Source organism: Pseudorhodoferax soli (assembly GCF_003337555.1).
Classification (GTDB): domain Bacteria; phylum Pseudomonadota; class Gammaproteobacteria; order Burkholderiales; family Burkholderiaceae_C; genus Pseudorhodoferax; species Pseudorhodoferax soli.
Window position 1 is genome coordinate 72,754 of the sequence record NZ_QPJK01000011.1, and the last position, 20,987, is coordinate 93,740.

Consider the following 20,987-nt stretch of genomic DNA (forward strand, 5'->3'; position numbering starts at 1 on the left):
TGCCAGCGTCTCCCCGACCGCCGCGAGATTCCGTGGGATCCAAAGCGTCATGACGAGGGCGTTCCAAGGGACCTCCCGCTCGCGCAAGCCTTCACTGGAGCGGGAACTGATTCTCTGGACGTTTGGCTTGATCGCTGCTGCTTTTGCAGTCTTCTCCGCTGCGGCGTATCGGACGGGCCTGCACGAAGCGGACGAGTTACTCGACAGCCATCTCGCAAGTTCCGGCGCACTGATGGCCCTCGGAGGGTGGCCGATGCAAGATGCTGCTTCTTCGCTCCCGTCCATGCAAGGCTCAGCGCACGGGCATTTCGAGCGAACGCTGAGCGTCATCGTGCACAACGAGACTGGAAAGCCGGTATGGCGTGCCGGGCCGGCATCGGTGGGATCGCGCAACGTGGTCGATGGTTTCTCCACGATGGACCTGGGATCCGACAGCGGTGTTTGGCGGGTGTTTTCGCGCGAACGGCAGGATGGAAGTGGGCAAACCTTGTCCGTTCTCGTGAACCTGGACGAGAGGGACGATCTTGCTCGTGACATCGTCCTCGGAACGGTGTTGCCCGCGCTCTGGCTTCTCCCGGCGCTTGGTTTAGCCATTGCGTTGGCAGTTCGCCGTGTGCTTCGCCCGCTGCGTGGTTTGGGAGAAGGCGTGCGCGCGCTGGAGGGGCGCGCAACCGTCGCTGCACGGTTTCCTGGGCAGCGAGAGCTTCAACCGATCGTCGCGGCCGTCAAGTCGATGTCTGCGCGTCATCTCGCAACGATCGAGCGCGAGCGTCAGCTGGCCGACACCCTGGCCCATGAGCTTCGCACGCCACTCACATCGCTGCAGCTTCATGCAAGTGCACTCAAGGGTGATCTTGAGCCAGTCGATCGCGAAGCGGCGATTGCGCAGCTCGACAGGGACGCCAAACGGGCCAGCGAAACGGTTGCCGCGCTCGTGAGCTTGGCGAGGGGATTCGAGCAGCCGTGGAAGCCCGCCGAAGACGTGGTGGACCTGGCCTCTCTTGCCCGCGATGTCGTTGGCCGACACGCGTCCGCTGCAAGTCGATCGCAGCATTCGCTGACATTGGTGGCCCCACAGCGCTGCCTCGTTCGCGGTCATGCGGTCCTGCTGGACCTGGCCATTGCCAACCTCGTGACCAACGCTTTGGGACACACACCATTCGGAACGGCGGTCGAGGTCCACGTCTCGGAACAGCCGCCCATGGTTCAAGTCCGCGACAACGGCGCATCACGCAGAACGGTCGCTTCATCGGGGATCGACCTCATGGGGTTGGGCGTCGGGCACCGCATCGCGGAGCGGGTGGCCCAGGCGCACGATGGTCACTTCATGCCAAGCGGCCCGGACGCCTTTGGATGGCGGTCGTACACGATCACATTGAGCCGGCTGACTCAGGCCATGGCGCAGCTTCCTGCCGAGATCACCTAAAGCTCGCTGGGGCGGCGCGATGTTCCCCATGAATGCTGTCAGACCGTCAAGAGGCCAAGGTTGACTTCCAAACTCATGTTTCCCAGCATTGCTTCGGTCGCCGCATCTGCTCATCCAGATCACGCGCGGCCATCGCTTCCTCAGGTCCCTGTCGTCGTTCCAGTCCTCGACGAAGTCGAAGCCTCGCCGTTGCACGTCCATCGCGCTTGCGATGCGACTGCCGCTCTCTTGCGCGCGAAGGCGCAAGAGCGACTTTCGCTTTCACCCGTTTGCCCGGCACCGAGCCACGGACGGCACCACCTGAACGACGGCGCCGAGCTGGCTTGAGCATGGTCTGGCTACGCGTCGTCTTGGCGCCCGCGTTACTGCTTGGCGTGCTGTGGGTCGTTGATCTGGAGGGCGTGGGGCGCCAGCTCCGCGGCGCTGACCCTGGGTGGATAACCGTTGCGCTCGCGTTCTCGGTCGCCGCAAACTTCGTGTCGGCGTGGCGCTGGCGATCGCTGGTGCACTGGCTCGGGCACCGCGCCGCCCTAAGCCGGGTCTTCAGCTTGTACCTGCAAGGCATGGCGCTCTCGTCGCTCCTACCAGGCGCCATGGTGGGCGGTGACCTCTACCGTGCGGTCGGTTTGCGTCGTGACGGGGCGGGCACCTGGCCGGCCGGAGCATCGGTGCTGCTGGATCGGTTGAGCGGGCTGTGGATGCTGTGGGTGTTGTCGGCCGGTGCCGCAGCTTGGGCATGGACGAGCGGCGCGCAGGAGGCTTTGGTCAACGTGGGCATGGCTGGTCAGGGCAGATGGCTGCCTCTGGCCATGGCGCTGTTTCTTCTCGTGGTACCCATCACAATCATCTGCGCGGGGCGATGGCTGCCGAACCAGGGTAGGCTCTCCAAGCTCACCGGCCTGATGACTCGCCGAGGCATCACGGCCGAGTTCTGCCGCCAGGTGCTTGGCTCTGCCATCGTTCAGTTGCTTTCCGTGGCTGCGTTGGCATGCGGTGGGAAGGCGCTTGGCCTTGACGTGCCGTTCTGGGTTTACGTCGTCACGGCTGCACCGATCTTCCTGATGGCTGCGCTTCCCGTCAGTTTCGGTGGCTGGGGAACGCGGGAAGCCGCGGCCGTGGTGAGCTTGGCGCCATTCGGTGTGGCTGCACCCTCGGCCGTCGCCGTCGCGCTGCTCTACGGCATCGTGGCGCTGCCGCAAGCCATGGTCGGACTTGTGCTTCTCGTGATGCATCGGCGCAGGGAGCCATTCGGAAGTGCTTAGCGCAGTTGGCTTGAGACCTGTTGTGCCCGATATGGCGGTCAAGATCTGGCCCGAGCGGCGGACCGGGTCACGCAGTCGCTTTCGGCCGCATCGACAAGAGCGGTCAGGAAGTCGGCGTGCCAAGCCATGCCCAGATCGGACTCTGCGTTGATCCGTCCCGAACAGATGCCAAGGGACTCCCACGCAACCAAGGTGTGATCTGCGCTGCCCCGCGTGGAGCACTCAGGAAGTTTCGACGGGAAACTCGATGCCCATCGATCGCCCATGACGTTCGATCGCTTGGGCCATCTCCAAGCCAAAGCGCCAAAGGGTGATGATGGTGTCGTACATGTCACGCGCTTCCAGCCGGACGCGCTCGCCCAGCTGAAAGCTCCGCTCACGATCGACAAAGCGAAGCCCAAGCGAGGAGCGCTCGGTGGTCACCATTCCTGCCCGTTCGAACACTGTCTCCTCTCCGGAATCCAGCCCGCGCAGGACGAATTGCACGTGATGCAACGTGATCGTCAACGCGCCCTTGTCATCCACATCCATGGGCGAGGTCACCCCTAGGCGATGGACCACGCAAGTTCTGGCCTTGTTGATGCTGAGCAAATGTGGGTCGAAGCGCGTGGAAACACCGAACTGCCGGCGCAGCTTGTCCAGCTTTTGCGGGAAGTGCAGGCGGTGATTCGCTAAGGGAAGTTCGTGCAGCAGCCTCTGGATCTCCGCTTCGTTCTCTTCCGTTCGGACTGCCAATGGCAGCAGCTCGCAAACCTGCAAGCATTCGTCGAGGAACAATCCGGTTGCTTCGATCGCGTCGCGCAAAAAGCCGCGCAAGACCCAATCTTGCGCTTGCGCTCTGGCGTCCTCGTGCGCGAGTTGCGCCCCGTCCGCTGGGACGAACGTACCGAAGTCCCGTTGATCGGCAACCTGCTGCTCGGAAACGTGCGCGCATCCAACTTGCAAGACTTTGGCGACGTCGAGCTGGTGCTGCAACTGCCGAAAAAAGTTGGCCTGCAACGCTAGAAGATCGACATGGATGTGGACGACTGGACGTGGAGGCATGCTGACGTCACCCTTCCTTCTTCTCTGATTTTCTGATGGGAAACAGCGACATCGACACCCTCATCCCCGAGCGCGTCGGGGGGACTGGGGCGATGCTGTGGCTGCCGACGACAGCTGCGCACAGATGATTCGCACCTGCTTCTGGATCACCTTCGCAACCTGCGCGCGGCGGGCTGGACCGAGCCGACTCGAAATGGCGGCCACGCTGATGGCGGCCGTGGGATTCTCTGGCGGGAAAGCGACGCCGACCGCTGCCGTGCCGGGCGTCGCCGCGCTGTCCAGGAACGCGTATCCCTGCGCGCGCGTCTCGGCCACCGCCCGGTGCACGAATCCGGGCTCGAAGGTTCCGAACTTGGCATAGCGCGCATCGTTGCATTCGACGACCTGCGCCACCTCCAGTTCGGGCAGTGCGCTCAGGATCGCCAATCCGCCAGCGCCCACACCCATGGGGCGGCGGATACCCACGTCCAGGGTCAACGCTTTGATCGGGTAGTCGCCGAGCACGCGGCTGGTGCAAATGGACTCGACGCCGCGTCGCTCGCTGAGGTAGACGGTGTCCTGCGTCTCGTCTGCGATGGTCTGCATGGCTTGCTCGCACAGATCGGCCAAGCGGTAGCGCGGTTGTGCCAGCAGGCCCAGTTCGTACAGCAGCGGGCCCAGGTGGTACTTGCGCGTCAAAGCGTCGCGGACCACCAGCCCTTCCAGCTCCAAGCGCTGAAGCATGCGAAAGCAAGTGGACATCGGCAGTCCACTGACGTCGACGACATCGGCGATGCGCATGCCGCGCCGACCGCGCGAGGCCACCACGCGCAGCATGCCGACGACGCGTTCGATGCTTTGGGTGCCCGTACGGACACCGCCATCGGCGAGTCCTACTTCCGCTTGGGGGGACGCGCGTGGCTTTCGTTTAGTTTCCACAGTGTGGCAGTAACTCGGGTTGTACCTGAACGAGGTCTTTTCACCTTCCAATGTAATGGCCGGAACGACAAAGGATCAACAACCACATTGTGGAAGTTGAACGGAGATGCAGATGCCCCAAACGATGACGGAGAAGATCCTGGCGCGCGCCGCGCGCCAGGCCAGCGTGTCCCCCGGTCAAGAAGTCACGGCCAGGCCGGATTTCGTGATCACCTACGACTTTCCCGGTTACACCGACGTGTTCTTCAAGGAGACGCGCGAGGACTTCGGCGTGGAGAGGGTGTCCAGCCCCGAGCGCTTTGTGCTCTTCATCGATCACATGGTGCCGGCCACCGCGCCCAAGGAAGAAGAGCTGCACAAGATCACGCGCGCCTGGGGCAAGGAGCAGGGTGTGCCCGTGTACGAGCGAGAGGGCATCGGGCACCAGGTCTCGGCCGAGTTGGGCTACGCCACGCCAGGTGCCTTTGCCGTGCACTTTGACGGCCATGTGAGCCAGCTGGGGGCATTCGGTACGTTCGCCTTCGGCGCGCGCAAGGGCGTGGTGGAGGCTTTCGCCACCGAGAACATCACCATGACCGTCCCGGCCACCATCAAGGTGGAACTGACGGGAACGCTGCAGACCGGCGTGATGGCGCGCGACGTGTTCCACCACATGGTGCGCGTGATGGGGCCGGCTTCCTGCCGCTTCAAGGTGGTCGAGCTGTGTGGCCCCGTCATCGATGCCATGAGCATCGAGGGCCGACAGGTGCTGTGTGGCCAGGCCATGTTCCTGGGTGCCACCACCATGCTGATCGCGCCCGATTCCAAGACCATGGAGTACGTGAAGGGTCGCTCAAAGATCGAGCTGGACCCCGTCTACCCCGATGCTGACGCGGTGTACGAGCGCGTCGTGACCATCGACGTATCGTCGCTCGAACCCATCGTGGTGGTTCCGCCGAGCCCTGCCAACACACGCAACCTCACCGACTACACAGGCGTTGAGGTGCACACCGGCTACCTCGGCTCTTGCGCGAGCGGGCGGCTGGAGGACCTGCGCATAGCGGCGCAAGTGCTGCGGGGGCGGCACATCCAGCCCGGCTTCCAGCTACACGTGGTGCCCACGTCCAAGGCCATCATGGCGGCAGCCGCGCGCGAGGGCTTGATCGAAACGCTGGTGGAAGCAGGAGCGTTCATCAGCTCACCCAGTTGCGACTACTGTTTCGGACGCATCGCCACCATGAGCGATGGGCAACGAGCCGTCTCCACTGGCACGCTGAACACGCCCGGGCGCATGGGCAGCGTGGACTCGGAGATCTACATATGCAACGCGGCGGTGGTGGCTGCCTCTGCCTTGGAAGGGCGCATTGCCGATCCACGACCATACCTGGCGGACTCGAAAGCCCAGGCCGATGGCGCGGGAGTGGACGCATGAGCTTGCAGAATCTGCAGGGCCGCGTGGCCTGGGTCTTCGAGGAGGACGATTACGACATCGACCTGATCGTGGGCGTGCGAAACATCAAGATCACCGATGTCAAGGAATTGGCTGCGCTCGCCATGTCCGACTACGCATCAGATTTCGCCGCCACCGTGAGCAAGGGCGACTTGCTGATCGGCGGCGAAAACTTTGGATACGGCCACCCCCACTACCCGGCCATGCGTGCCATGCGGCATCTCGGCATTTCGGCCGTGATCGCGGAGTCTTTCTCGCCAGGTTTCTTCCGCGGCGAGATGAGCATGGGATTTCCGCTTGTGACTTGCCCGGGCATTCGCACCGCCGTGGCGCGCGGCGACGAGCTGACGGTGGATTGGTCCACCAGCGAGGTGACGAACTTGCGCTCCGGAAAGACGCTGGCGTTGCAGCCCTTCGCTGCGTCAGAGCGCGGGATGCTCGAGGCCGGTGGCCTCATCCCGTACCTCAAGCGACGCATGGCGCAATCCACGCATGCGGCGTCGCCTGCAGCCACCTGAATCCATCGCCAGCAGCGGTTCAAGGCACCGCTTGCGGCTGCACCATTCCTTGGAGACCTGCCATGACCTCTTTCCGCCAAGTTCTGCGTCAACGTGTCAACGACGGATCCACCCTTTGGTTCGGTGGTGCACAAGATGCGCTGTCGGCCCTGCTGGTCGATCAGTCGGACTTCGACGGCATTTTCAGCACCGGCTTTGGCATCTCGGCCTCGCTGCTCGGGCAGCCCGACATGGAGCTGTACACGTTGAGTGAGAACGTTGCCACCGTGAACCGCATGGCCAACGTGGTGAAGAAACCCATCTTCGTGGATGCCGACACCGGCTACGGCAGCGTTCTCAACATGGGAAGGACCGTGCGCGAGTTCGAAAAGGCCGGCGCCGCAGCGCTGCAGATCGAGGACCAAATCAGCCCCAAGCGCTGCCCGGCCGCGACGACCACCTCCACCTTGGTATCGGTCGAGGACGCACTATCGCGCATCAAGGCCGCGCTCGATGCACGGCATGACCCCAACCTGTTGATCGTGGCGCGCACGGACGCCATGGACCCGAACGAGGCACTGGATCGCGCAGCAAGCTATGCCGAAGCCGGCGCCGACCTCATCCAGCCCATCTCCCGAACGTTCAGTCGTTACGAGCAACTGGTCCAGCTTCGCGAGGTCAGCGGGCGCCGACTGTCGTTGCAGCTGATGGCCGGGACCTGGATGACCTCCCTCACACGCGCTCAGATCGAAGGCGTCGCGGCCTTTGCGTCCTATCCCATCGCAGGCCTGCTGACCACCGTGCATGCGGTGCAGGCCAACCTGGCCGAGCTGGCGCGACGCCGCTCCGGCGACTTCGCAAACCTGCCCTTCGAGCAGACGTCGATGGCGGCCTTCAAGGATTTGATCGGTTGGCATGCGTTGGAGGAGCAGCAAGCCAGATACGAAACCGGCCACTCGCACTGATCCCAGCCTCACGCCGCGCCACCCAGATTGCAGCGTTCCACCAGAAAAAAAGGAGACCGTCACCATGCTTACCAACAAACTTGTCGGCCGGCTCGCCATTGCGGGCGCCTTGATCCTGGGCCTGTCCTCGGCCACCGTGGCCCAGGTCAACTACCCCAGCAAACCGATCCGCCTGGTCGTGCCGTACCCGCCTGGTGGAGCCACGGATGTGGCAGCCCGGACCTTGCAACCGCGGCTTCAGGAAGAGCTTGGCCAGCCCATCATCGTGGAAAACCGGCCGGGTGCCGGCGGCAACATCGCCATGAACAACGTGGCCCAGAGTGCTCCGGATGGCTACTCTCTGGCCATGACCCTGACCGGCATGATGTCGATCAATCCCGTGATCTACAAAGCGGCTGGCTTCGAGGCCGCGGACTTCGTCCCCGTGGCGCGCGTGTCCCTGGCCCCTCTGATTTTGGTCGTGCCCGAGAAGTCCCCTTACAAAAACGTGAAAGAGCTTCTGGACGCGGGGAAGAAGGCCGGGAAGGGCGGTTTGGCCTACGGCTCGGCCGGCGCAGGTGGACTGTCTCACTTGGCCTCCGAGTCGGTCAACGCCCATGCCAACGGCAACTTCACGCACGTGCCATACAAAGGCGGTGCGCCTTTGGTGCAGGCACTGATGGCCAATGAAGTGACTTGGGGTTTGCTCGGCACGGGCGATGTGCGCAGCTTCATTCAATCGGGCAAGCTCAAGGCCATCGGCCAGCTACGCCAAGGCCGCTCGGAATTGTGGCAAGACATCCCAACGCTGACCGAGCAAGGGGTACCCGGCGGCGTGGACTTTGACGTGTGGTTCGGCGTGGTGGCCCCGGGCAAGACGCCAGCCCCCATCGTCAAGCTGCTGGGAGAAAAGATCGCCAAGATCACGGCAGAGCCTGCCTTCCGTCAGCGGCTGCTGGACCTTGGCGGCGTGGCACCTGCGACCGGCAACACGCCCGAGGCTTTCGCGAGCGTCCTCCAACGCGAGTTGGCTGTGCTGCCCAAGTCCGCCAAAGAGGCCGGCCTGCAGCTTGACTGAGGCTGAGTCGTGGGGGCGTCCAGCGCCAATGGTCAGGTGTCTGGAACGGCCGACCCCCAGGAGAGGTGCTTCGGCCAATCTCGCGCATGCAATGGATACGGGCTGGGAACTGCATCACGAGGATGCGACGGAGACTTCCCTATCGGGTTGGCGCGCAGGGAGACCTCAGCAGTGCAAGCAAGTTCGCAACATCTTCCGACGTGTTGAAGGCTCCGAACGATACGCGCACGCCGCCGCGTTCTGGCGACACGCGGACTCCGCTTTTGCTCAGGAAGAGAGTCCATGGTTCCACGGGAAGATCCATCACGTAGATGTGTGCGCGTTCGGCACGCTTTCGTGGACCGACGAGTCCGACGCCCAGGTCATCGAGCCCTTCGATGAGCCGGTCCCCCAAGCCAAGGACGTGCTCCTTCACGTTCGCGGGCCCAAGCTCATCAACCATCGTCACCGCTTCCATGAGCGCGTGGATGGCAAGCAGGTTCAAGTTGCCAAACTCGAACCTTCCTGCGTCGTTGCGCAACCTCGCATCGTCCGGACGCGCGACAAAGTCACTGGGCGGGTCGGCAAGGCTACTCATGCCGACGTACGCAGGCTGCATCTCCTGAAGATCGCCTCGAACGTAGAGCAATCCGACCCCTTGGGGAACGAACAAACCTTTGTGGCACCCTGCAGCCAGCACCGAAACGCCCATGCGCTTGACGTCGATCGGCACCACACCGACCGATTGCATCGCATCCACGACAAGATGGATGCCCCTATCTGTGCACAGCCTGCCGATGCTCTCGATGTCGTGCCGCTGCCCGGCATGAAAGGTCACGTGCGACAGCGAGATGACCTTCGTGGATGCATCCACATGCGGGGCGAACGTGGACCCGGAGGCGATCGCGTCGTCAGACAGCGAGACGAACTGCACCTCCACGCCCCTCTGTCGCTGGTGCAACCATGCGTAGGCGTTGTTGGGGTGGTCTCCCGCGAGCATGAGGACCTTGTCACCTGACTGCAGCGCAAGTGCGTTGGCAGCGATGTTCAAGCCCTCGGACGTGTTCTTCGTGAACGCAACTTCGTCGCGCTGTGCATTCAGCAAGGTGGCAACCATCTGCCTGGCATCGTGGACCCGTGCTGCCCACACCGGCTTTGGCCCCGCCTTCGTGTTCCCTTCATCCAGAAACCGCTCGATGGCGCGACGGACTCGGTTGGGAAGGGGCGTTTGGTGCGCGGAGTCCAGGTAGAGCGTGTGCTCCATCACTGGAAACTCGCTGCGGATCGACTCGAGTGCGGTTGTGTTCGGCATGCGCGTGCGGTGAGGAGGCGTGCTTCCGGGCTCTCAAGCTTCAGTGCAGCTTGATGCGGGAGCCGGTTGAGGGAGAAAGCGAACGGGCGAGCGTCTCAAGCAGCACCCGTCGCCAGCCATGCAGCGCAAGTTCATGCGACTTGTACATCGCCATGTACATGGACTTGGCGAAGATCCCTTCGACGAACATGTTCCGGCCGACCACGCCACCCATCAGGCTTCCGACCGTGCTGTACTCGCCGAGAGAAACGAGGGAGCCAAAGTCCCGGTACCGGTAACTCGGAAGTGCGGAGCCGCTGAGAAAGGCGGGAAGGTGCTTGGCGAGATGGTTCGCCTGCTGGTGCGCGGCTTGCGCGCGAGGTGGGACGAACCCCGATGCATCGGCCAACGGGCACGCGGCGCAATCCCCGATGGCGAAGATGCGTGGATCGCGCGTCGTCTGAAGCGTCGGCCCAACCGCCAACTGTCCCAGCCGGTTCGACTCCAAACCGTCGATCGCACGTAGAAAGCTGGGCGCACGGATCCCAGCTGCCCAAACGGTGATGTCCGCTCCCAGCTTCCTGCCATCTGCCAGCTCGACGTTGTCGCAGGCCACTGCGCTCACCTTCGCCGTCGTGAGCACATGGATGCCTTGCTTGGACAGCAGCTGATGGGCTGCCGCGGACAGTCGCGCGGGGAGCGCGGGCAGTATTCGATCCGAAGCTTCGACGAGACGCACGTCGATCGCCAAGTTCGCCCGCCGCTCGCCGCGATAGGCCCCGGCTTCCGTACCTGTGCGCATCAGTTCGGCGGCCAATTCAACCCCGGTTGCTCCAGCACCGATGATGCACACCCGCAGCGGCTGCAGGTCCCCGGTGCCTCGCAACGCTTGCGAGCGGAAGAAGGCGTTCATGAGCTTGCGGTTGAAGCGGTTGGCGTCGCCCAGCGATTCAAGCTTCAAAGCGTGTTCTCTGACACCAGGGGTCCCGAAGTCGTTGCTCTGACTTCCGACTGCCAGCACCAGGCTGTCGTAGCCGAAGGTGCGGGCGGGTGTGATCTGCTCGCCATCGACGTCAACGTAGGGTGCGACCGAGACCTCTCGTGCCTCTCGGTCGAGCCCGGTGACCTCCCCCATGCGGAACTGAAAGCCGTGATTGCGAGCATGCGCCAGGAAGCCGACTTCATGGCGGCCGACATCCATCGTCCCGGCTGCGATCTCATGAAGCTTGGGCTTCCAAAGATGGGTACGCGCCTTGTCGATGAGCGTCACGTCCAGATTGTCGCGATGGCCCAGCCGGGTGGCCAACTCCAATCCGGCGGCTCCTCCGCCGACGATGACCACACGGTGGTGGGTCCGCGCGCCTCTTGAGTCGGAAGAATGCGATGTAGACATGCCTGCTCCGCCGTCTTGCGGTCAGTTGTAGCCGAGCACCGCGACGTTCAAGAGCGCGGCCTCCCGCTCGCACGCAGGCGATTGAACCTTGCCGTAGATTCGGAACGGCTTCGAAGGCGTGCCGCGTTCGCTCGGGCGCGACTTGGCATGGGGAAATGCCGACGAAGGAACGGGGCGACTCTTCACGTCGGGGACGTGCACGTTAGGGATGTGAGTGTTCATGGCGTTCAACTCCGGAGCTTGCGTTCGAGGTGACTCGCGAGCAGCGTGAGGGGATAGCAGATCAGGAAGAAGACAAGCAGGACGCCGAGGTAGATGGTCACCGCATGCGGCTCCGGGCTCACGTACGCAAGGCGTTCGATCATCTGGCGCGCAGCACCGAGCAGGTCAGCAACCCCGACGACCGAAGTCAACGCGCTGGCTTGGATCAGCACCGTCAGCTGTCCGATGTAAGGCGGAAGGAAGCGTCGGATGGCCTGCGGCATCACCGCAAACGCAAGAGCTTGCAAGCGACCCAAGCCCAATGCGCGTGCTGCTTCGGTTTGGCGGGCCGAGATGGAGTTCAGTGCGCCGCGGGCCGTCTCGGCGATGTTGGCACCCCCCCAGACCGCCAAGCCAAGCACCGAGGCGGTGATAGGGCCCGTGGTGATGCCGACGTGTGGGAGTGCGAAGAACACAAAGAGCAGCGTGATCAGCGATGGCACGCCACGGAAGATGTCGATGTACAGGCGCGCAGCCACTTGGACCCACTTGGACGTGCTAGCCGACAGTCCACCGATGAGGATGCCGATGACCGTTGCCAGCAAGGTCGTGAGCAGAGAGACCCACAGGGTGATGTAGAGCCCGTTAAGCATGTGCAGCGCAACAGGAACGATCCAGTCTTGGTTCATTTCACGGCTCCCAGGCCCGGGACAGCCACCGCGCGTTCAAGGCGTCGCGAGGCCACGGAGATGATGTTGGAGATCACGAGATAGGCCAGCGCCGCGATGCCAAATACTTCGAAGACCTTGAAGGTGTCGGCCACCATGCGGTTGGCCACGTAGGTCAGCTCCTGATAGCCGACAGCGATCATGAAGGACGAAGAACGGAACTGCGTGATCGCCATCGTGGTTGCCGCGGGAATGGACGCCCGCGCACCCAGCGGCAGCGTGACGTCAAAGAAGGCCCGCGGAGCGGACATGCCCAACGCCCTTGCGGCGACCACCTCATTCGGATTCACCGCACCGTAGCCCGCGCGGAAGATCTCGGTGTGATACGCCGCGCCCCACAGGCCGAGGGCGAGCCAGGCCGTGTCGAACGGGGACAGCTTGATTCCCAGGTCCGGCAATGCAAAGTAGAGCATCACGACCTGGACAAGCAGCGGCGTGCAGCGGAACAGGTTGGCGTAGCAGGCCACAAGCTGGCTCAGCACCGGCACGCGAGCATGCCGGGCGGCGCCCAGAAGCATCCCTAGAAGCAGGCCCATGGAGATGCCGATGACGCTCACCAGGAGCGTTCTACCCAGGCCGCCGAGCAGAGGCCAGAGTTCGTTGAGAAGGGTGTTTGACATGGCAAGTCTTCGCTGCACCCGCAGTGCTTCTGTGCGCCTGCAGGTGCGTGAATGCGTTACTTCAAGCAGTCCAGTGCACCGCTCTTGCTGTAGTCCATCTTGGTGTCCGGCCCCGGAACGAGATGGCGGTACTTCGCAACGAACGTTGGATCCTTCACTTCCTGCGAGAAAGCTTTGTAGAAGGCGTCTTCAGAGCGCATCTGTTCCAAGACCGCGTTCACCCAGTCCAGCATCGCCTTGTTGCCTTTCTTCACCCCCACACCCTGCACCGCGGAAGCAGCCAGGGTGCCAACCACTTTGAAGTTCTTCTGCATCTGGGTGAAATTGAAGCCGTACACGTCGATGTAGGCGAAAGCGTCGGCACGCCCCTGCGTCAACATGGTCGAGCCCTCTGCTGCCGTCTGCACCGTGGTCAGCTGCGCCTGCGGGTAGCACTTTTGCAGCCAGGTCTGGTAGGTGCTGCCGGTGGGAGTGATCACCGTTTTCCCGGCGAGGTCGCCATAGTCCGAGACTTTGGAGTCCTTCGGCACGATCAGTTGCAGGTTGCTCACCCAGATGGGGTTCGAGTAGTCCAGTTGCTCGGCTCTAGCAGGCGTGTAGGCCAGAGAGGCAAGCAGCAGGTCGATCTTGCCGGCTTGAAGGAACGGGATCCGATTGCTGTCGTTGACGCACTGCGTACGCAAACCGTCGCCGGAGCCGAACGCAAACTCGGCGATGCGCTTGACCATCGTGTACTCGTACCCTGCTGGCTTGCCGTCGAAGCCCACGTAGCCAGCGGGAGGGTCGGTGCAGTTGATGCCAACGGTTAGGTACCCAGCGGCCTTGATCTCGGCCGGGATCGGAACGTCAACCTTCGAAGCTGCGGCGAAGGAAGACAGCGATGCGAGACCAAAAGCTGCGGCGACGGATGCGAATGCAATGCGGTTCATGGCGAGGGCCTTTGCGGGTTGTGAAAGTGGAGGCTGGAGCTTCAGTGCTTCTTCATGCGCGAGAGGAACTGCTTCGTTCGTTCGTGCTGCGGGTTGTCGAGGACCTCAGCGGGATGGCCTTGCTCGACGATGTTTCCTCCGGCCATCAGCACCACACGGTCGCCCACGTCGCGGGCGAAGCCCATCTCGTGGGTCACGACCAGCATCGTCATGCCGGACTTCGCGAGGTCTTTCATCACGGCCAGAACCTCGCCCACCAGTTCCGGATCCAATGCAGAAGTGGCTTCGTCGAACAGCATCACGTGCGGTTGCATCATCAGCGCCCTGGCAATCGCCACGCGCTGCTGTTGCCCGCCCGAAAGCTGGTCGGGGTAGTGGCTTTCTTTGTCGGCAAGACCCACCTTTCGCAAGTACTCCCTCGCACGCTCTTCGGACTTGGCCGGCGGCTCTTTGAGCACGCGGCGTGGCGCCAGGGTGAGGTTGCGCATCACCGTCAAATGCGGGAACAGGTAGTAGTGCTGAAACACCATCCCCACGCGCTGTCGAACCTGGTTCTCGTTCAGACTGCCGCCCAGAAGGTTCTCGCCCTCCAGGAAGATCTGCCCAGAGTCAATACGCTGCAGCAGGTTGGCGCAGCGCAGAAGGGAGCTTTTGCCACCGCCACTGGGACCGACGATGACAACGACTTCGCCACGCTTGACCGCAAGGTTGACGCCTTTGAGGACGACGTTGCTCCCGTATGCCAAGTGGATGTTGCGCAGCTCCAGGATTGGACGGTCGTGCGCGTCGAGTGCGCGTGGATTGCTCATGATGGCGTCCTCTACGAGTTTCATGGAGCACCTCAGGCTTGCAGGCTGTTGGATTGGAAGCGCCTCACGAACGCTTGGAAGCGCTCGGTCTTTGGGTTGGCAAAAAATTCCGCAGGAGGTCCGTCCTCGATGATGGCGCCCTGGTAAAAGAACAGCAGGCGGTCCGCAACGTCACGCGCAAATTGCATCTCGTGCGTCACGATGATCATCGTCATGCCTTCGGTGCTGAGATCGCGCAAGGTTTTAAGAACCTCCTCGACGAGTTCAGGATCCAGTGCCGAGGTGACCTCGTCGAAGAGCATGACCTTGGGTCGCATGGCCAGGGCCCTTGCGATGGCCACGCGCTGCTGTTGCCCCCCGGAGAGCTGTAACGGAAAGTGGTGGGCACGCTCCTGCAGGCCAACTTTCTCCAGCAAGGTCAGGGCGTGAGCGCGAGCCTCGGCTTTCGACTCACCGTTGACTTGCACTGGGCCCATCATCACGTTCTCGAGGGCGGTTTTGTGCGGGAACAGGTTGTAGTTCTGGAACACCATCCCTGCCTTGGTGCGCAGCTGCGCAATGGACCCTTCGCTTTGGCGGCGGCGACCAGGGCCGCTTGGCCCGCCGTCATACCCTACGGCGCTGCCATCGACAAGAATTTGTCCAGCCTGGAATTCCTCAAGGAAGTTGATGCATCGCAGGAGGGTGGATTTCCCGGAGCCGCTTGGGCCCACCAGCACGACGACTTCGCCTTCTTTGACATCGAAGGAAATGTCACGCAGGACCTGGTTCGCGCCGAAGCTTTTGGAGACACCTTTGACCTGGATCATGGTGCGACGTGGCGAGGTGGAATGGCTGAGGTTCATCGTCGGCCTTCAGTTCGTTTGGAACCGGCGCTGCAGGTAGCTTGCGCCGAGAGAAATGGGATAGCAGATGCAGAAATAGATGAGCATGACCGCGAAGAAGATCTCGAAAGCTGCAAGGGTGCGCTCCACGACTTCGCGGGACGCGTAGGTCAACTCCCAAACGCCGACGATCGATGCGTACGAGGTGCTTTTCACGGCAATCGATGCCGTGGTCACGAGGGGTGGCAGCGCGAGCCGCATGCCCAGTGGCAGCTGGATCTGCAGCAGGATCTGGCTCTTGCGCAGTCCGATGGCCATGCCCGCCTCGACGGTGGTCCTGGGAACGGCGGCGATGGCGCCTCTCACGATGTCGGCGACGAACGCCGCGAAGTACATGACCAGCGCGATGGTGGCGGCCACGTAGTTCGGCGCGTCGATGCCCATCCGCGGAAGCCCGAAGAAGGCGATGAAGATCAGCACGAGGACCGGAACGCCGCGCACGATGTACACGTAGACGGCAAGGACCGCCCTGACAAAGGATCCGCCGAGTGCGGCGAACACGCCCAGGAGCGTCCCAAGAAGAAAGCTGAACACCACGGTGGCGGCGGCGATCTCCAGAGTCACCACGGTGGCCCTGAGCAGGTAGTTGAGGTTGAGAAATGCGACGTCCATGGCGGTCTCAGCGACGCTTGCCTGCGGGGACCTCTAGCCAACGGAACAGACCGCTGGCGAGGGTTGTCAGGATGAGATAGAAGATGGCGACCACGATGAAAACCTCGTACGAAGCCGCGGTCCGCTCCATGATGAGCTTGCCGGTCAGCGTCAGATCGACGACACCGATGCCGGCCACCAAAGAGGTGTCTTTGATCAGCACCACGACCTGGTTGCCGATGGCAGGAACCACTTTGAGAACGGCTTGCGGAAGGACCACTCGAAAGAAAATTCCCACAGGCTTGAGGCCGATGGCCCGACCGGCGTCCCATTGCGTCTTGGGCACGGCGCTGACACCGCCCCTGAAAACTTCCGCCAGGTAGGCGGTGTGCTGCACGGCGATGGCAATGGCGCCGCAGTACAGGCCGTCCAGCCGCGATCCCAACAGCGGGGCGCCGTAGTAGACGACCAGGATGAGAAGGAACGTCGGGACGTTCCTCAGAAACTCGATGACCGCGTACGCGGGCATCCAGACCAGCCCTTTGCTAGAGATGCGTGCGAGGACAAGAAGCATGCCCAGCACCAACGCGGCAGGCAGGCACATTCCAACGAGTGCCAGCGTGACCAGGAAGCCGTCCACGAACTCGGGCAGCCATCCTGCAGCCGTGTTGAGCCAGTTCATTCCAATGTCCTCCTTAACGGCCGCAGGTCACTTCGGGTTGGCGTAGTACTTGGCGTTCAGCGCATCCTTGCCGAACCACTTCTTGTAGCTGGCGGCGTAGTCGTTGAACATCGAGCCCGAACGCATCTCGTTGACGTAGGTATCCAGGGCGAGCCACCACTTGAAGTCCCCCTGCTTCATGTAGATGGCGTTGTTTGTGACCGCGGTCATGCGCTCCTCCAGGATGCGCACGTCCTTGTTTTGGGAGGCGTACCACAGGGCGACCGGTTCATCGAGCTGCGCGGCATCCACACGGCCACCCTTGACGGCCGTGAACTGCGCACCGATCGAGTCCAGCGTCGTGGTTTTCGCCTTCCCGAAGAACTGCTTGGCGCGGTCGGCCTGCACGGGGGTCGATAGGATGGCCGTGGTGACCTTGTCGTTGTTCAGGTCCGCGAAGGTCTTGAACTTCGAGTCCGCCTTCACGATCACCACGATCGACGAGTCGATGTAGCCCCGGGTGAAGGCCACGCGTGCAACGCGGTCGGGCAGGATGGTGGCCACGTGGATGCCGAAGTCCACCTTGCCGCTGTTGACGTTCTCCCATCGCGCGGCCGAGCTTTGCTTGACGAACTCGATGTGCTTCGGATCATCGCTTCCGAACAGGCCCTTGGCGATCAGTTTGGCGACGTCGATGTCGAAACCGGCGAGTTCACCCTTTTCGTTCACGAAGCCGAACGGCGGGGATTCGCTGCTCACACCCACGACGACCTTGCCTCGCGCGAGGACCTCATCGAGCTTGGATTTCTCCTGCGCCACGGCAGCGTGCGAGAAAAGCACGCCTGCGAACAGCATGGCGGCGGCGGCAAGTAGTTTGCGCATATGGAACCTTGATCGGTTGGGGTTGGAAGGGGATTGATCGCTCAGTTGGGCTGCTTCAATGCTGGGCGCACGACCGTGCGCAGCATCTCGGCAAACGCAACGTGCGTTTCGAGAGGAAGGCCGTCCACGTTGGCATCGACGACGTTCTGGACCGAGTTGATGAGGCCGATGTCGACACCGCGGTTGAGCAGCTGGCGTTCCATCTCCGGCGTGTGCACGAGCCGGCCATCGCCTCGGCGTGCTGCCATCGCCGCAACGATGGCGTTGCAGCCCCAGTTGGAGCAGGCAGCGGCCACCAGCACGTCCGAGGACGTCACCGCTGCGATCGTTTCGCCGAACTTCACGTGCTGAGAGACGGCTGGCGTGATCGCGCCCATGCCAATCTCGTTGCCGCCGTCGCCAACTGCCACCGTTGGGATGCCACGCGCCTGGGCCTCTTCAAAGAGCAGATCGATGCGTGAACGGCCCATGCCGTAGTCGATGGCTCGCATGCTGTAGTACACCCCGTCGCGCGCCCGGCCGACGCGCTCGGTCGAGAAGAACAGCGCGGGCTGATGCCTGTCCAGCATCGCCTTGGCGTGCGACTTCGCGTCATCGTCCGAAGTCGTGAAAGGCAGCATCGACGCGATCGCCAGGCTGCCGTCCTTGGCAGCGATCTGCGCGAGGTCAAAGGGAAGAACCGTCAGTCCGGCACTGGTGAGGATCGCCTTCATGCCAGGCAACAGCGTCTCTTCGGCGATCAGGACGCAGTGCACACGCTTTGCGATGGCCAGGGCGCGGATCACGGCCGCGGCACCTGCGGGACCGTCGTTCTCGCCGATTTCGGGGGAGATCCAGGCGCGCGACACGGAGCCGGTGGTGATGAACACGGTGGAGCCATCTGGCACGGCGAGGAGGGCATCGGCTGCCGCACCTACGAGCGATCCGCCCTGGCGAAGGAAGGCCGCTTGGAAGAGGTGCTCGACGCCTCTGCCGCCAACGTCCAGGCTGACCAGCTTGTCGAGTCTGGCGTCGATGGCAGCGATGAGTTTCGGATCTGTGGTCACTTCGTGTCTCCCAGAATCAGCTTGGAGATCTCGGCGGGCAGATGGACGACGCGAGCCACGGCGTCGAACGACGTGACCATGGCGTCCACCACCTTGTCCATGCCGCCAAGACGGTCGATGGCGCCATGGGTGGGTTTGAGCCTGACGGACACGCGGGCGCCCGGTTGGCCGTGGGTGTTGACGGTCAGGATGCCGTGATCGCGAAGCAGCACGGCTCCCAGTGCCGACGTGATCTCGGCCGGTGTCACCGTTGCGCCGTCGGTGCTCTTGCCAGCGCGGCGAAAGACCTCCTTCATGGCCAAGTCCTCGTGGATCATGGGACCGAGGTCACTGACTTCGACCAGATCGGCGCCCATGCGCTCGCGAAGGGCCTTGCCCAGTGCTTGACCACTCCGTGCTTCGTCAAGCAGATCTCTGGGAGAGAAGCGCTGCAAGGAGCGCAGTGCGCTTGCTGCGATCGGAGCACGAGCCTCCATTCCATACTCGGAAGCCTTTGCGGAGACCCGGGTGACCAGCGTTGGGCGGCCGACCAAAAGGCCCGAGCGCGGGCCAGACAGACCTGCCTTGTCGCAGTTGGTGATGGCCAGGTCGCCGCCCAGCTTCAGGCTTTTCACGCCGCCACGGAGCACCGGGCGCATGCGAGCACCGTACGCCTCGTCCAGCAAGACAAGCGCCCCCTCGCGCTTGGCAAGTGCAGCGACGTCCATGGCCACGTGATCGTCCAGAAATTCGAGGCTGCTGGTGACGGTCGTGATCACGACAAGCCCCGGCTTCACATCGTCCACGAGCTTGGCCCAGTCCTTGTCGCCTTGCACCTCGTGAAGCGCCACGCCAGCGATGGCGCAACCGCGAACGACCGAAGCGTGAGAGCGACCGGCCGGCGGTACCACGGAGACGACGGCTTTGCCGCTCGCGAGTGCCGCGATCGAGGCGATGATGCCGGCGCTGGTGCGGTTCACCACGGCGACGCTGTCATCCGGAAGTCCGCCCATGTGCTCGATCGCGATGTCGCGCAGTGCATCGGCAAACAGGCCGGGGCCTACCCATTCCTCGCAGTGCGTGTTCAGGTCTTCCACCTTCAGCGGGAATTCCCGCTGATTTCCGGTGAACACGCCGATGGACTCGGGACCAAGGCGACGGACGCGGTCGGCGGCGATGTTCTGGCCGTTGCGCAAGCGCCGTGCCTCGTCGACGCTGGACTTGATGATCTCGCCCCGAGCAAAGCCGACCACCGGATCGAGCGTGTTGCCGAACGAGTCGGTTGCGTTGTTATCTGCCATGTGGTTTCCTTTCACCGGGCCTTGGCTGTGCGGATGGAGATGGATGCGACGGTTTTCAGGAGGGTCACGAAGGCCAGGTGGCCGACAAAGTCGATTCCGTCCACGACCATCGTCTGTTTGGACGTTGCCCCGTCCCGAGCCCCTGCGGCGACGGTGACGGCGATGAGTTGGTGCTCCGTGTCCTTGTCGTGCAGGAGTTCGGCGTCGCCGAGCAGAACGGCCAAAGCCGCTGCGACCGAACAGGCGCCCCAGTTGGAAACGGCTGCGCTCACCGTGACGTCCGTGGGCACGACCGTGACCACGCCGGAAGCGTGTCCGGCCTGGGATCGGCCCCGCAGCGGGAGCACGTCACGAATCGATTCCCGCACGGCACCGAACCCAACCTCGTTTCCGCCATCGCCGATGCCGATGGTGAGGATGCCGGCTTCTGCGGCGTGATATGCCAGCAGGTAAACATAGCCAACCGTCAGTGGGTCGCGACAGTCGCCGCGCACGCCATGGAAGTGCCCTTCCACGTTCGGACCGTCGCGCTCCACAAAGACCACGGCGCTGGGCTTGTACGTCTCGACAAGTTCGCGCGAGCGGGTCTGGCCTGCGTTCAGGCCGATGGGAAACGTCTCGACGCCGATCCGGTCGATGTGGACCGCCGGATGGTGCACGGCCCAGTCGGCCAGCTTTGCATTGATGAGTTCAACCGCGGCTGCCACGGGTGGCAAGTGGGCATCTTCCGTCACGAAGACGACCTTGGTCTGGAGTCCCTTGACGAGAGCCACGGCCAAGGCTGCGGCACCGACGGGCCCGTCCGTCTCGCCGAGGGGCAGGTTGGGGGCGACCCCAGCCCCCGTGGCGATGAACACGGTGTCGCCTGGCGAGACCTTGGCCTTCAGTGCAGCGGCTGCTGCCATGGACAGAGGTCCGCCGTGGTGCGCCCGACACACCTCGTACATCGGGACGACGATGCCGGGCGGCAGTCCACCGCGTAGCGGCCGAATCTCCAGGGTCATCAACCGGTCGATGCGGTTGCCCGACTCGACCTGCTCCGAGGTCAGCGTGCTGGTCCAGGCTGTTGCCGATGTCGATGAGGTGGTCACGTCT

Annotated in this window: 22 protein-coding genes; 6 read left to right on the forward strand and 16 right to left on the reverse strand. The window is 63.2% G+C overall.

Going from position 1 to position 20,987, the window contains the following annotated elements; translation table 11 throughout:
• The first annotated feature begins 49 nt into the window (after positions 1-49).
• Both DES41_RS30955 and DES41_RS30960 read left to right on the forward strand, forming a co-directional pair.
• Positions 50-1,426 (forward strand): sensor histidine kinase, encoded by a 1,377-nt coding sequence (locus DES41_RS30955; protein WP_170168336.1) that lies wholly within the window; start codon positions 50-52, stop codon positions 1,424-1,426.
• 329 nt (positions 1,427-1,755) lie between these two features.
• Entirely contained in the window at positions 1,756-2,688 is a 933-nt protein-coding gene (locus DES41_RS30960; protein ID WP_114471484.1) for a lysylphosphatidylglycerol synthase transmembrane domain-containing protein, read from the forward strand.
• A gap of 222 nt (positions 2,689-2,910) precedes the next feature.
• Here the strand turns inward: DES41_RS30960 and DES41_RS30965 are convergent, their stop codons facing one another.
• Positions 2,911-3,732: a hypothetical protein gene (locus tag DES41_RS30965; RefSeq protein WP_114471485.1), complete on the reverse strand. Its 822-nt coding sequence runs from the start codon at positions 3,730-3,732 to the stop codon at positions 2,911-2,913.
• 60 nt (positions 3,733-3,792) lie between these two features.
• Positions 3,793-4,650 carry an IclR family transcriptional regulator gene (locus DES41_RS30970; protein WP_114471486.1) on the reverse strand — a complete coding sequence of 286 codons (858 nt, stop codon included), beginning with the start codon at positions 4,648-4,650 and terminating at the stop codon, positions 3,793-3,795.
• 112 nt (positions 4,651-4,762) lie between these two features.
• Between DES41_RS30970 and DES41_RS30975 the strand changes: the two genes are divergently transcribed.
• The 4 genes from DES41_RS30975 to DES41_RS30990 all read left to right on the forward strand — a co-directional run bounded on the left by DES41_RS30975 (position 4,763) and on the right by DES41_RS30990 (position 8,598).
• Positions 4,763-6,061 carry a 3-isopropylmalate dehydratase large subunit gene (locus DES41_RS30975; protein ID WP_114471644.1) on the forward strand — a complete coding sequence of 433 codons (1,299 nt, stop codon included), beginning with the start codon at positions 4,763-4,765 and terminating at the stop codon, positions 6,059-6,061.
• Entirely contained in the window at positions 6,058-6,597 is a 540-nt protein-coding gene (locus tag DES41_RS30980) for a LeuD/DmdB family oxidoreductase small subunit (protein ID WP_114471487.1), read from the forward strand. Before DES41_RS30975 ends, DES41_RS30980 begins: the two co-directional genes overlap by 4 nt.
• 62 nt (positions 6,598-6,659) lie before the next feature.
• Complete coding sequence (locus tag DES41_RS30985) at positions 6,660-7,541, forward strand: isocitrate lyase/PEP mutase family protein (RefSeq protein ID WP_114471488.1); 882 nt, start codon at positions 6,660-6,662, stop codon at positions 7,539-7,541.
• A 64-nt stretch (positions 7,542-7,605) separates the two neighbouring features.
• The gene (locus DES41_RS30990; protein WP_170168337.1) at positions 7,606-8,598 is read left to right on the forward strand and encodes a Bug family tripartite tricarboxylate transporter substrate binding protein; all 993 of its coding nucleotides are present in this window, start codon (positions 7,606-7,608) and stop codon (positions 8,596-8,598) included.
• Positions 8,599-8,737: 139 nt separating this feature from the next.
• Here the strand turns inward: DES41_RS30990 and DES41_RS30995 are convergent, their stop codons facing one another.
• The 14 genes from DES41_RS30995 to DES41_RS31055 are packed head-to-tail and all read right to left on the reverse strand — an operon-like array spanning position 8,738 to position 20,983.
• Positions 8,738-9,889, reverse strand: a complete 1,152-nt coding sequence (locus tag DES41_RS30995; RefSeq protein ID WP_114471490.1) for an aminotransferase class V-fold PLP-dependent enzyme — start codon at positions 9,887-9,889, stop codon at positions 8,738-8,740.
• A 40-nt stretch (positions 9,890-9,929) separates the two neighbouring features.
• Positions 9,930-11,261 carry an NAD(P)/FAD-dependent oxidoreductase gene (locus DES41_RS31000; protein WP_114471491.1) on the reverse strand — a complete coding sequence of 444 codons (1,332 nt, stop codon included), beginning with the start codon at positions 11,259-11,261 and terminating at the stop codon, positions 9,930-9,932.
• A gap of 21 nt (positions 11,262-11,282) precedes the next feature.
• The gene (locus DES41_RS38075; protein ID WP_147282994.1) at positions 11,283-11,483 is read right to left on the reverse strand and encodes a hypothetical protein; all 201 of its coding nucleotides are present in this window, start codon (positions 11,481-11,483) and stop codon (positions 11,283-11,285) included.
• Positions 11,484-11,488: 5 nt separating this feature from the next.
• Positions 11,489-12,151 carry an amino acid ABC transporter permease gene (locus DES41_RS31005; RefSeq protein ID WP_114471492.1) on the reverse strand — a complete coding sequence of 221 codons (663 nt, stop codon included), beginning with the start codon at positions 12,149-12,151 and terminating at the stop codon, positions 11,489-11,491.
• Positions 12,148-12,810, reverse strand: a complete 663-nt coding sequence (locus DES41_RS31010; protein ID WP_114471493.1) for an amino acid ABC transporter permease — start codon at positions 12,808-12,810, stop codon at positions 12,148-12,150. Before DES41_RS31010 ends, DES41_RS31005 begins: the two co-directional genes overlap by 4 nt.
• 56 nt (positions 12,811-12,866) lie before the next feature.
• Entirely contained in the window at positions 12,867-13,739 is an 873-nt protein-coding gene (locus DES41_RS31015) for a transporter substrate-binding domain-containing protein (protein ID WP_114471494.1), read from the reverse strand.
• Between the two features lie 41 nt (positions 13,740-13,780).
• Positions 13,781-14,572 carry an amino acid ABC transporter ATP-binding protein gene (locus DES41_RS31020; RefSeq protein WP_425466409.1) on the reverse strand — a complete coding sequence of 264 codons (792 nt, stop codon included), beginning with the start codon at positions 14,570-14,572 and terminating at the stop codon, positions 13,781-13,783.
• An 8-nt stretch (positions 14,573-14,580) separates the two neighbouring features.
• Positions 14,581-15,357, reverse strand: coding sequence for an amino acid ABC transporter ATP-binding protein (locus DES41_RS31025; RefSeq protein ID WP_114471495.1), 777 nt, complete (start codon positions 15,355-15,357; stop codon positions 14,581-14,583).
• 45 nt (positions 15,358-15,402) lie between these two features.
• Positions 15,403-16,044 (reverse strand): amino acid ABC transporter permease, encoded by a 642-nt coding sequence (locus tag DES41_RS31030; protein WP_114471496.1) that lies wholly within the window; start codon positions 16,042-16,044, stop codon positions 15,403-15,405.
• Between the two features lie 7 nt (positions 16,045-16,051).
• The gene (locus DES41_RS31035; RefSeq protein ID WP_114471497.1) at positions 16,052-16,705 is read right to left on the reverse strand and encodes an amino acid ABC transporter permease; all 654 of its coding nucleotides are present in this window, start codon (positions 16,703-16,705) and stop codon (positions 16,052-16,054) included.
• A gap of 27 nt (positions 16,706-16,732) precedes the next feature.
• A complete protein-coding gene (locus tag DES41_RS31040; RefSeq protein ID WP_114471498.1) occupies positions 16,733-17,566 on the reverse strand; it encodes a transporter substrate-binding domain-containing protein in 834 nt (277 codons plus the stop codon).
• 41 nt (positions 17,567-17,607) lie between these two features.
• On the reverse strand, positions 17,608-18,612 hold the full coding sequence (locus tag DES41_RS31045; RefSeq protein WP_245965943.1) for a glutamate cyclase domain-containing protein: 1,005 nt from the start codon (positions 18,610-18,612) through the stop codon (positions 17,608-17,610).
• Positions 18,609-19,892, reverse strand: coding sequence for a PLP-dependent aminotransferase family protein (locus tag DES41_RS31050; RefSeq protein WP_114471499.1), 1,284 nt, complete (start codon positions 19,890-19,892; stop codon positions 18,609-18,611). The genes DES41_RS31045 and DES41_RS31050 overlap by 4 nt, the downstream gene beginning before the upstream one ends.
• An 11-nt stretch (positions 19,893-19,903) precedes the next feature.
• Entirely contained in the window at positions 19,904-20,983 is a 1,080-nt protein-coding gene (locus DES41_RS31055; protein WP_114471500.1) for a glutamate cyclase domain-containing protein, read from the reverse strand.
• Between the last annotated feature and the right edge of the window lie 4 nt (positions 20,984-20,987).

What these genes read in the sequence shown, in the direction of transcription:
- DES41_RS31005 (WP_114471492.1), bottom strand. Translation starts at nt 12,151, where the DNA reads ATGAACCAAGACTGGATCGTTCCTGTTGCGCTGCACATGCTTAACGGG.
- DES41_RS31040 (WP_114471498.1), bottom strand. Translation starts at nt 17,566, where the DNA reads ATGCGCAAACTACTTGCCGCCGCCGCCATGCTGTTCGCAGGCGTGCTT.
- DES41_RS30990 (WP_170168337.1), top strand. Translation starts at nt 7,606, where the DNA reads ATGCTTACCAACAAACTTGTCGGCCGGCTCGCCATTGCGGGCGCCTTG.
- DES41_RS31010 (WP_114471493.1), bottom strand. Translation starts at nt 12,810, where the DNA reads ATGTCAAACACCCTTCTCAACGAACTCTGGCCTCTGCTCGGCGGCCTG.
- DES41_RS30980 (WP_114471487.1), top strand. Translation starts at nt 6,058, where the DNA reads ATGAGCTTGCAGAATCTGCAGGGCCGCGTGGCCTGGGTCTTCGAGGAG.
- DES41_RS30995 (WP_114471490.1), bottom strand. Translation starts at nt 9,889, where the DNA reads ATGCCGAACACAACCGCACTCGAGTCGATCCGCAGCGAGTTTCCAGTG.
- DES41_RS31000 (WP_114471491.1), bottom strand. Translation starts at nt 11,261, where the DNA reads ATGTCTACATCGCATTCTTCCGACTCAAGAGGCGCGCGGACCCACCAC.
- DES41_RS31050 (WP_114471499.1), bottom strand. Translation starts at nt 19,892, where the DNA reads ATGGCAGATAACAACGCAACCGACTCGTTCGGCAACACGCTCGATCCG.
- DES41_RS31025 (WP_114471495.1), bottom strand. Translation starts at nt 15,357, where the DNA reads ATGATCCAGGTCAAAGGTGTCTCCAAAAGCTTCGGCGCGAACCAGGTC.
- DES41_RS31035 (WP_114471497.1), bottom strand. Translation starts at nt 16,705, where the DNA reads ATGAACTGGCTCAACACGGCTGCAGGATGGCTGCCCGAGTTCGTGGAC.
- DES41_RS30960 (WP_114471484.1), top strand. Translation starts at nt 1,756, where the DNA reads ATGGTCTGGCTACGCGTCGTCTTGGCGCCCGCGTTACTGCTTGGCGTG.
- DES41_RS31015 (WP_114471494.1), bottom strand. Translation starts at nt 13,739, where the DNA reads ATGAACCGCATTGCATTCGCATCCGTCGCCGCAGCTTTTGGTCTCGCA.
- DES41_RS30965 (WP_114471485.1), bottom strand. Translation starts at nt 3,732, where the DNA reads ATGCCTCCACGTCCAGTCGTCCACATCCATGTCGATCTTCTAGCGTTG.
- DES41_RS30985 (WP_114471488.1), top strand. Translation starts at nt 6,660, where the DNA reads ATGACCTCTTTCCGCCAAGTTCTGCGTCAACGTGTCAACGACGGATCC.
- DES41_RS38075 (WP_147282994.1), bottom strand. Translation starts at nt 11,483, where the DNA reads ATGAACACTCACATCCCTAACGTGCACGTCCCCGACGTGAAGAGTCGC.
- DES41_RS31030 (WP_114471496.1), bottom strand. Translation starts at nt 16,044, where the DNA reads ATGGACGTCGCATTTCTCAACCTCAACTACCTGCTCAGGGCCACCGTG.
- DES41_RS31020 (WP_425466409.1), bottom strand. Translation starts at nt 14,572, where the DNA reads ATGAAACTCGTAGAGGACGCCATCATGAGCAATCCACGCGCACTCGAC.
- DES41_RS30955 (WP_170168336.1), top strand. Translation starts at nt 50, where the DNA reads ATGACGAGGGCGTTCCAAGGGACCTCCCGCTCGCGCAAGCCTTCACTG.
- DES41_RS30975 (WP_114471644.1), top strand. Translation starts at nt 4,763, where the DNA reads ATGCCCCAAACGATGACGGAGAAGATCCTGGCGCGCGCCGCGCGCCAG.